This window comes from Eubacterium sp. CAG:161 (genome assembly GCF_000432355.1).
GTDB lineage: Bacteria > Bacillota > Clostridia > Lachnospirales > Lachnospiraceae > Eubacterium_G > Eubacterium_G segne.
In genome coordinates, this window is sequence record NZ_HF991839.1 from 1 (window position 1) to 11300 (window position 11300).

The 11300-nt window shown below is 35.1% G+C and carries 6 protein-coding genes and 1 pseudogene; all 7 read left to right on the plus strand.

Annotation, left to right across the window (positions count from 1 at the left end; genetic code table 11):
- Positions 1-833, plus strand: a pseudogene (locus Q5O30_RS00940) (hypothetical protein); the annotation flags it as partial.
- 21 nt (positions 834-854) lie between these two features.
- Positions 855-1025, plus strand: coding sequence for a hypothetical protein (locus Q5O30_RS00945; protein ID WP_021951897.1), 171 nt, complete (start codon positions 855-857; stop codon positions 1023-1025).
- A 43-nt stretch (positions 1026-1068) separates the two neighbouring features.
- The gene (locus tag Q5O30_RS00950; RefSeq protein ID WP_021951898.1) at positions 1069-3324 is read left to right on the plus strand and encodes an NPCBM/NEW2 domain-containing protein; all 2256 of its coding nucleotides are present in this window, start codon (positions 1069-1071) and stop codon (positions 3322-3324) included.
- Between the two features lie 573 nt (positions 3325-3897).
- Positions 3898-9690, plus strand: a complete 5793-nt coding sequence (locus Q5O30_RS00955; RefSeq protein ID WP_021951899.1) for a CARDB domain-containing protein — start codon at positions 3898-3900, stop codon at positions 9688-9690.
- Positions 9691-9807: 117 nt separating this feature from the next.
- On the plus strand, positions 9808-9981 hold the full coding sequence (locus Q5O30_RS00960) for a hypothetical protein (RefSeq protein ID WP_021951900.1): 174 nt from the start codon (positions 9808-9810) through the stop codon (positions 9979-9981).
- 116 nt (positions 9982-10097) lie between these two features.
- On the plus strand, positions 10098-10886 hold the full coding sequence (locus Q5O30_RS00965; protein ID WP_021951901.1) for a hypothetical protein: 789 nt from the start codon (positions 10098-10100) through the stop codon (positions 10884-10886).
- Positions 10887-10966: 80 nt separating this feature from the next.
- Entirely contained in the window at positions 10967-11149 is a 183-nt protein-coding gene (locus Q5O30_RS00970) for a DNA-binding transcriptional regulator (RefSeq protein WP_021951902.1), read from the plus strand.
- The last annotated feature ends 151 nt before the right edge of the window (positions 11150-11300 follow it).

Below are 11300 nucleotides of genomic sequence, written 5' to 3' on the forward strand. Positions count from 1 at the left end.
CAAATCTGAACAATGACGGAACGGCAGGAGCAGAAAAGGACGGTGTTGATGGAAAAATAAAGGATAATATATATTATCACGAAGAGACCACAGGTGGATATTATGGAGGCTGGACAACAAGGGAGGATGATCCACATCCATATACACATTGGAATTATTATGCTCTTACTTTCTATGCTACATCCTATATGTATGGAATGTTGACACAGAATTTAACATACCGTGCATATGCAGTTGTAGAGGGAACGGCAGATAATTATGATTATCAGGAAAATGGAAACTACTATAAGTATGAGTATGGCAATGACATATATACAATTAATATGTACGAAATTGCCCGTAACCTTTATGAAAATCAGAAAATGAGTACACAGACTGCTCATAACTATCTGTACAATAACGTTCTTAACATAGTAAATATGGACAAAAACAGATTACAAATTGCCAATGCCATGATGGTTAAACTTAATATTAAATCTAAAGATCATAATTATAATCTTGTAAATGCATGCTACAAAAGTATGTATGATTATGTACATTGTCTTGGAGGATATAAGTATAGTCAGAGGAAAAGTTCAGTGCCAAATAAAGATTTTGCCATGAAGAAGTACAATACAGAAGGAAGTATTGGTGATTATAATAAAGAGCTTCTTGAAAGGTTAAATACGGCTTCAGGCACAAAATATGATACTCTGTCCCAGTGGATTTACTACGAAGTTGAAAAAACAGAGGTAAACAAATCACCGGGCAAATACTATACAGGATACTACAGAATGTCACAGTATTCCTGGAACAACGGAATAATAACAGATTATGATGTGGATGAAGAGTAATCAGATACGGAGGTAGTAAAAATGAGAAAATTATACGAAACACCTGAAATCCTGGTTACCAAGTTTGATGTTAATAAAAGGGTTATGTTGGAATTAGAAACAGGAAACGAAAAGCCGGGAGACAAATGGAATGCCGGAGTGGATATAATAAGTGGTAATTACGATAATCCGGACTTAGATTTGCTTGGTTAGTGTGGTTTTTAGCATATAAGACGTATAGGAAAGTGAGATAAATATGAAAGTAATATATAAAAAAATAATTGCATTTATCTGTGTGCTATCAATGATTGTATCAACTTTTGCAATGAATCCCGGTACTGTAAGTGCAGGTACTGATGAAGACGGATTCACTCAGCTTTCAACAACAGAAAACGTTGATCAGGCATTGGGAAAATGGTCAAAGATATATAAGGCAAGTACATGGGCACAGCCTACAGATGTATCAATAAAAGGAAAAGGAACTTCTTTTGATGATTTAGCAATCAAAATTAACTCCTCCAATGGGGCTACAACAGGTGATGCAAGGTGGGCAATACAGGCACACTATCCTGTGTCAGGGCTTGATGCATCAAAAACATATAAATGTACCATAAAGTACACATCAACAAAGGCAGGAAAAATGTTATATAAACCTGACGGAATAGCAGGTAGGAATGACAAGATTTATCCGGCAGTTGAAGGTGAAAATACTATAACAGATACAATTACGGGAGTGACAGGTTTTACGGCGGTGTTTGCATTATGTGGTATGCCGAATGGATGTATAGTGGATTTTACATCAATTTCAGTTGTAGAGGAAAGTGAAGAAACAACTACAACTTCGGAACCTGTTACAACGCTGGAAATTATAGACGGAACAGAGTTACTTAAGGACACGGAATTTGAGGAAGGTAAGGTTACTCATTGGGATGAATATGGTGGAAATAAATACACTAATCAGGGCAATGGAAAGTTAAAAGTTGAAATTCCGGCTTATGAAAGTGGTGATAACTGGGCAACACAGTTAGTTCAGAAGAATATTCAGTTGTATGAAGGTAAATGGTATGTGGCGCAGTTTAAAATCACTTCTGATGTGGATAAGTCATTTCAGCTTTTGATTCAGAGTGATGGAAACAGTGGTGGTGACTGGACAGTATTTGCTAAGGAGGATGTTGATGTTTCGGCAGGGGAAACTAAAACAGTTCAGATACAGTTTCAGGCAAATCAGAGCACAGCAGCTAATGTATTGTACGGAATAATGATGGGTTACATTAATGGTGCCAGTAAAGCAGCCAATGTTACAATTGAGAATGTAAGCCTTAAGGTGTATAACGATGAACAGCAAATTAGCGGAACACAAACTGTTTTACTTACCAGTAATGATGTTTCAGTATCAGGCTTCCAGATGAAAACCAACTGGTCTGAGGAAGATGAAAATCAGGGATTAGTGGGATTTAGAACAGTATGTAAGGCACCAAACGTTGGCGGTAAGGTTACAGTTGGAAAGGTTTCCTACACAGTTGCTAAATTCGGAACTCTTTATACAATAGAGCCGGACAAGGGTATTCCTGATGGAACATCATTTACAGCTTCAGGAACATTATTAAAAAGTTACAATTTAAATGATGAAACAGCAGAAACTGTTAATCCTTTTACTCTTGCAGCTACAGCTACGGAAAATGCCATTAAGGAGAAGGACGATACATATTCATCATATGTACAGACAATGCAGGATACAATTGATAACCTTCACCCGGGAAATAAAATACATGTAAGAGCTTTTGTGGTAACAACAGGTGGAACAATAATTTACAGTACAAAATCTGTTTCTACATGTATTGCAAGGGTGGCATCATACATGTATCAAAAGAGCCTGGCATCTAATTACAGAGGCCATGAATATCTTTATAAAAGTATTCTAAACGTACCACGGTTTGTTCCGGCAGAAAAGTATACGGGATATTTTACAACTAAAAATAATCCATATTACAGAGATTCTAAGGTTGTGTATGGATGGAATGACAATCTGTATACACCGGATGGTGACGATTATATGAATATAAAACCGGATGTATTTTTAGGAAAAGACTATCTAAGTGCAACTACAGGCTATAGTGGTGATCCGGCTAGTGTAAATAAAAATACCAGAGGTGGGGTTATAAGCATTTCCGGTGTTAAATATGATAATGGTATTTCCACAAATGCCAATGGTTACTTTGAATATAGCGTTCCTAAGAATGCAAAATACTTTATGGGAATTGCAGGTATAGATGATAGTGTGGTAAGTGATGCTAACTATGTCAAGGCATCAGTTAAATGTGAAGTATCTTTTGACGGTTTTACTGCAATAACTACAGGTGTATTAACCTACGGAAAGTCACAATACATTAAAGTGGAAGTTCCACAGGGTGCCACTAAGGTGACAATTAAATTTAATGATGCAGGAGATGGAATCCTCTGCGACAGAGCTTCCATGGGAAATGCCGGATGGTTGGTTGATAAAAACTATTAGGAGGAAACTACTAAATATACTAATTGGGTAAATACTCTTACAAATTTTGAAACAGCACTGAAAAATACATCTTCAGATGACGCTCTTAAATATATTGATACAGATTCCTTTGTGGATATGTATATAGTTAATGAGTTGTTTAAAACCGTGGATTTTGGCTATAGTTCAGTTAAATTCTATACGAAATAGGATTCATCAGGAAATGAATGGATATGTTCTCAGTGAAATATAAACTAAAAAGTTAAAAAGAAAGCGCATTGGACTTTTACGAGGCCAGTGCGTTTTTTTTGATTTAAAAAGCCAAAAACTAAAAATGTTTTCTTAATTTAAAAAAATATAAACTTAAACAAATAAATAAATATAAAAAATATACAAGTTAAACGATAAACTACGACAAAAAAAACAATACAAACTATAAAAAATAAGAAAAAATATGTTGAAACAAATAAAAGCATACAATCAGCCTACAAATAGGGAATATTGACATTAAGAATATGAAAGTGATAGTATACAAATGAAGTGTTTTAGAAAGTTTGGACATCAGGGTAGGCATGAAAAATAAAGGAGGTTTTTATGAAAGGAAAAGGAGCAAAGACTATCAAAAAAGTGGTGTCAATAATTTTGGCACTGGCTATGGTGGTAACAGGTGTTAATTATACACCGGTGTCAGTTAATGCTGCAGATAGGATTTCAATACAGTTAAATGGCAAAACATATACTGTTGAAAAAACGTCATCATCAATTGTCGGTTATGTTATGGGAATGGCAGACAATAAAGATGATGTGAATGCCAGATTTGTATTCCAGTGGGATGCGTCAACCGGACCGCGTCAAGTTACGGCTGTAGTTAAACAGGGAGAGGAAACAAAGGAAACATTAGAAAATCAAACTAATGGTTTTGGAATATATATTAAAAATATTCAAAACTACGAAGATGGCGATTATGTTATTACAATAACTGATAACAATGCCGGATCTACTCAGCAGGCTACAGTTAAATTGACAGTTAGTACATATGCATCAGACAAAGCACCGGATTATTCAGGTGTAACAGTAGCAGATAATGACTGGACAGAATTAGGAACAGGTGCAGAGGGAGAAAAGTGGTACATATCTAATTCTTATTTTACAGCATTAAAAGGCTCAGGATTCAGACAGATGGTTTCAAAAGGAAGCGAACTTACTTACATTGATAAGGATAATATTACGGTCACAGGTCCTGCAATAGGATTTGGTATACCTTCTCAGGAAAATTTTGAATCTGCATGGGTTAATGACACAAAGCTTGCCATAGGTGATAAGTTCTTTAAAAGTAAGACAAATGTTCCGGATGTGTTAGCATTATCACAGGACTTATTTAAGGATGGCGAGATTTCATATATTACAGTAAGATACAAAGATGGTACAGACAAAATCATTCCTGTGAAAAGGGACAAGATTTCACTTAAACCGGATTTAGTAACTTATATTGATATAATGGGTGAAAACCGTACAGTGGGAAGTACCATTAATTTCAAAGTTACGGTTAAGAATGAAGGAGAAGGGGATGCTGTATTAACTACAAGAAATGATACAGAAACTAACCTTGTTCTTAAGTGGACAAATAACAAGACGGAAAAGGACTGGTATGTAACACCTATTTCCATGTATAAGTCAAAAAATAGTAGTCCTGTTCTTGAACCGGGAGATGAAATATCACACACCTTTGAGGTAACACTTACAGCGGAAATGCTTACAGGAAGCTATATGGTAGGTGGCATAGTAAAACTTGAAGGTGGATTAGACGCAACAATAAATGAATCTAATACAGCAAATAACCAAAGTGAGGAAAAGGTTATTACGGTATTACCGGAAGTTACCCTTGCCAACAACGATGGAACAATAACAGCCGAAGCAGATGTGAAAAGTGGCGTTACTAATTATAAGCTTACATATGTTTCAGGTGGAAATACAGTTACGGTAGAAAGTAATGAACTTACCATTGAAGAGGGAAAGGTTAAGTACACATTCACTAAAAATACGGCTCCTGATAATAATACAGAGGTTACTGTTTTAAATAGTGATACAGGTGATAAGATAGCGGTGGCAAAAGCATTTGCTGATTTGGTTATAACAGGTGTTGAAACAGATGGAGTTGCTACTGTCGGCAACGTTACAGGATTAAAGATAAATGTAAAAAATATCGGTGTTGCACCTGCAACATCAACGGAAAATAACAGAGTTTACTATTTAGTGGAGGCATTAAGCGATTATGCCGACGACGTTGAAATAACTAAGGCATATGTTGATGTGGCTGACGGTCTTGCACCAAATGAAACAACAACTGTAGAGGGAATTGAAATTAAACCAAAAGCTGCAAAAGAAATAAAAATGTATGCTTACGCAGATGAACATAATGCAGTAGCAGAAAGTGACAATGGAGTTTCTGATAAAAACAGATACGAGTTTTCAATTAATCCTACATTGTCAGGAACACTTAAAGTGGAAAATGTTGGCGGAGTGGTTACTGCAACATGGGCTAAGAATGAGGCATCAGATGAACCATTAGGCTATGTTTTATCATATTATTCCAATGGTGTTTTAAAAACTATTGAAACAGGTAGCACAATCACAACATCTGTTATAAGTGAAAAGATTGATTACAAATCAACAATAACCATTGCTTCTAAGTATTCATATGGAAATACAGTGTTTGCACAGCAGGTAGCATTACCTGACCTTAAAATTAAATCAGTTCAGTTAAGTGGTGGAGTAAGTGAAAATCAATCTGAAATTTATAAAGGAAAAATGTTTAGTGTCAAGGTAACATTTGAAAACGTGGGAATTACTGAAGTTCCTAAGTCCAGTGGATATGTTAATCCGGATACGGGAGAAATGCCTGATTACGGAAAGCGGATAATGGTTTCATTAGACGGAACTACTAACGTGGCAGGTTATGATGATGTAGGAAAAACACAGTTTGTTAGCGAAGGTGTATGGCAAGGCGTTAATATAAATAGTGAGCATTCAGTTACATTTGACAGACTTGTTTCACCATTAGAAGGTGCTACGGAATTTACGGTTAAAGTAGATTCACCATCCTTTACAGGAACTGAAGCTGAAGGCTTTATATCAGAATCAGACGAAACAAATAACAGCCTTACAGTTACTAAGAATACAGTTAAACCAGTTGAAGGTAAGGAAATGGACTGGACTAAGTTTAAATCAACTGATGTTAATAACTTAGACGAAAATGGAAATCCATATATTATTATTAATAATGGAAGTGATAAAAGATATTTAGAGTACAAAGTTTTAGATGCATCAATTACTGATGTTGATTATGCAGATATTATGACCGATGTTAGTGCATATAGTGGACAATTTATAAGGTTTTTGATTAATAATGGATTACCTATGGTAAAATCAACAGGCGGTACAATTACATCAAAGATGTATTTTGCCCAGGTTTCTTCATATACTGCTGAAAATTATACAAAGGATATGGACGCAGATATAAACTATGGAACTGAAAGAAAAGTAAACGACGGTGTTTTACAGACATGGGATGGAAATGGATATCAGTTATATACCCGTTCCTTTGCAGCAGGAAAATATTACATTGTAAAGGTTGTAAATAATGATGGGACATATCTTACATTAGGTCTTAGAATACCTGGAGATATGGGAAACTGGGTTAAAGCAAAGGCAAGTGATAACTCTGATCCTGATAAAGTACCTGTAGTATATCATGATAAGAATCATTTAATAGAAGGAACAATATATTATGATGGTTCAGATTTAGGACTTGCAGGAATGGCAGTATATAATAGCGACCATCTTGCCCTTACTATAGATGGAACTAAAAAAATTAATACTAACGGTAATAGTAATAATTGGAAAATGACTATTGCATATGCAAGTGTTGACGATAAAGGAAAGTTTATTGAGCAGATTGCAAATGATACTTTAGCTCATATAGGAACAGATCCGGGAACAGTTGAGCTGTTGCCAAGGGAGGAATTGTATTCAACTCAGGGAGAAAATACAATACTTATAAAACTTCCTGAGCTTATGCAGGAGCTTCCAATTCACAGTGAGTTAGGTGGAGAAAAAGGTTCAGAATATTATATTTTGAAGGTTTATTATGATACGGAAAATCATCCTGATGAGTATGTACCGGTACCTCTTAGAATTGTTGGAAATATTCCTGAAATAGAGGGTGTAAACGGTTTGACAGCAGGTAAGAAGGGGGATGCATTAACGGTATCATGGACAAACTCCATTACTCAGGAAGCAGACGGATATTTATATGATGTATTGATTTATACATGCGATAAAGATGGAATAAATGAAAAATTAGTTAAAACTGAAGAAGGTGTACAGGCAGGAAGTCATACTTACGAAAATCTTGTACCTTCAAGAGAAATTGATAATACAAACTTTAAGGTTAAAGTAGTTGCACATTGGTGTGAACAGGTTACTGATGCAGAGGATGCAGTGGTAACGGTAATAGCAAATCTGCCGAATCCATTGCCGGGAGAAGATCCTGACAGAAGAGAAGATAAATGGGTTCTTATTGACGGTGAATATTACCTTCCGATTAATGATGGAAAGGGTAATGAAACAATGGCAGAAGTGTGGTATTACACTGATGAAAACATGGATGCTGTTATAGGTTACAATGATAAATACATTACTTTAAATGGTAATGAAAAGTATTTTGTAGGTTCAAATACCCAGTTGTTTGTACAAAATGATGATGAGACAGGCAGGAAATTTGTTGCTAAAACTATTTACGATACAGTATACAAAGGTCAGCTTCAAATGGATGCCTACAGGATGTTTTCAGTATATGAAGGTGGTCCTGCATCAGATGGATTTTACTATTACACCGTAAAGGTAAGAGATGGAGAAAACACCGATAACACATATAACTTCTATTTCAGGGTTAAAGTTACAGATAATCCTACAAAGAGGGATAATAGCGAGGAATGGAAGCTTGTAAAAGGAACCGGTACATTACCTGTTAAGTTTAATTATTCTTACGAAAAACAGTCTAAGGATAATGATGGAAACAATGTAATGGAAACAGTTAATAAGAGTTTGGAGATAAATGGAACAATAGAGTTTTATGATGCTCCTGATAAGACTAATACATATGCTGTTACAGGATATAACAGCTATTATATGTCATTAATTGGAAAGAATGATGTGTATGCCGGTACAAACAAGGGAACAAATAGTGTTTCCATGGAAATTGTTAATACGGGAACTGAGGACAACAGTTCGTTAATAAATACTGACAGTAAAGGAAATATTCCGGCAGCAGAACTTACATATGCACAATCTGAAGTTTATGACAGTTTGTATCCCGGTGAAACACAGATTAATGCACCTACAGTATTTACTGTTACAAATCCTACAACATATTTTATGTTAAAGATTACGGGAATGGCAGAAGACGGAACGGTAACTACTAAGTATCTTCCAATAAGAATTACCGTAAATACAGGAAATGTTAAGCTTGAAGGATACCAGATTAACACTAATACCGCAAAGGGCGCTGTATCAGAATTTAATCCTTCATACAGAGTAATGTCCAGTGCCGACCAGGTGATTTTGGGAAGTGATAATAAGCTTCATGGAGTAAAGGGATTTGGAACAATTTACGGATTAAAGAGCAGAGTGGCAAGTGCTTCTGATATGACAGTAGACAGTGCAAACAAGAATGTTTACACATATGAGGCAACGTCAATGGGTATTTACGAAACGGGACTTTTCGGTATGTCAAACATTAAGACAGAGGATACAAAACGTACATACTGGGCACTTACCTTTAAGCATTTGAATTATTCATATGCTGCCCTTGTTTCAAATTACGTTCTTAGAGCGTATGCAATACTTGATAACGGCGAAATAGTATATGACAATGATTCTTTCGGCTTTGGAGAATCAGATGTAAACATTTACAATATTGCAACTAATTTATATGAAGGAAAGAAGATGCCAAATAAGGCAGCTCACGAGTTTTTATTTAACAATGTAATCAGCATTGTAGATATTAACAATCATATATCACAAATTGGTATGGCAATGCTTACAAATGCCGGAAATGAAAATTACACAACAGTTAATAACGTATATCATGACCTGTTTGATTATGCAAGAGGACAGGAAGCATATAGCGGAGCGGATGAGTACACTAACAGACAGACTACAGGTTTTGTAGCCAGAAGGGAAGTGGGAAGCGAATCGTCCCTGCTTCAAATCCTGAACACAAAAACAGGAACAATTTATAGCAATCTCTTTGATTGGATTGCCGGTGAAACTACAGGTTTAATTCATAAAAAAGTTGTATTCACAAATAACACTGTGATGAACTAATGAATGTATAATGCAGGAGGAAACTAAATGAACGAAGTTCATTTCTAAAATGTTTCCGACGAGTTGCCGCTGACCGAAGGGAGGGGGCGGTACATAGTATGATAGGAGAATGATATTATGAAACGTAATAAATATGAAACACCGGAAATTGTTGTCAATAGATTTGATGTTAATACAAGAACCATGGTAGATATAATTGATGGTGATGTTGTTACAAAATCAGATCAGGATTTGTCAATTCCGGAAGTTACCACATTACCTAACTTACCACATTCAGGTGGAGGAATGTAATAAACTAAAATATTTTAGTGATATATAATATATAACAGGCAATTAGATTACGCATCGATGTTTTTATTAATGTCGGTGCGCAATTTGTAAAAACAGGATTTATGAAAGGATAAAGTATGTTAAAGAAAGCGGGAAATATTTTTATTATATTAGCATTTATTGCTTTAGGTGGAATTATGGGAAATTGTGTAAAGGCAGAGGAAACCCTTATAAGCTCTAAAGTAGGAATAACCGGTTTTCAAATAAGAATGTCTAACAATACAGATGAGTTAAACATTGCTTTCAGGGTAGTGGGAAATGCACCGAACAAGGGAAGTATTATAACTTTAAATGGTGTGGATTACAAAGTAAAGGAATATGGAACCATATACACACTTGACCCTAATACAACAGGCTACGAAAGTAAAGATAAGTTAAATAATACATATACATTACTTGACCCTACGGATTATTCATCCCTTAATATGGGCTTTAGGTACAGAGGAATAAAAAAATATAATTTTAATGGAAATAATTTAAGTCCTACATTTGGGTATATGGAGGAAAAAGGAATAGCCATAAACTGGAATATTGATGATAAAGAAAATACATATTATGTGCGTACAATGGAAATGATGAATGATTTTGTGGCTAACAGTATTCATATAAGAACCTTTGTTACGGCAGAATATAATACCGATGGCGAAGCTAAAACAGCTATTATATACAGCGAAAACGTACGTTCCATATCAGTGGCACAAATAGCAAATTATTTCTATTTAAATAACATGGCAAATAATCAAAATCAGCATAATTACATATACAATAACATACTTCATAATACAGAAGTTTTAAGCAGGAAAAATCCTTATTATTTAAAGCAACCTGTGGAATATGGCTGGAATGGGGGAGTTGTAAATCCTTAAGGGGAAATAATAAGGAACTTGACATAGAATGAAATCTGGTATAATATTATTATACGCAATGCGTGCAGCGAGGAAGTATTATGAATATAGAGATAGAGCTGTTAGAGCTAAGAAAAAATATGGGAATGAATCGCAGACAGTTTGCAGAGTACTTTGGAATACCATATCGGACAGTGCAGGATTGGGAATTAGGAAATAGAAAAATGCCAGAGTATTTATTAAGATTAATAGAATACAAAGCTAAAGTAGAAAAGATGCTATAACATCAAGGTATTAGTAGCAATCATGTATATGTGAAAACATGGTTGTTAATTGACTCAGTACTGTATCTTGATATATAATAAACATGGATAGGTCACGTTACCTATCTTATGGATAATTCCATAAAAAGAGGTGAGTCCTACCGATAAGTGG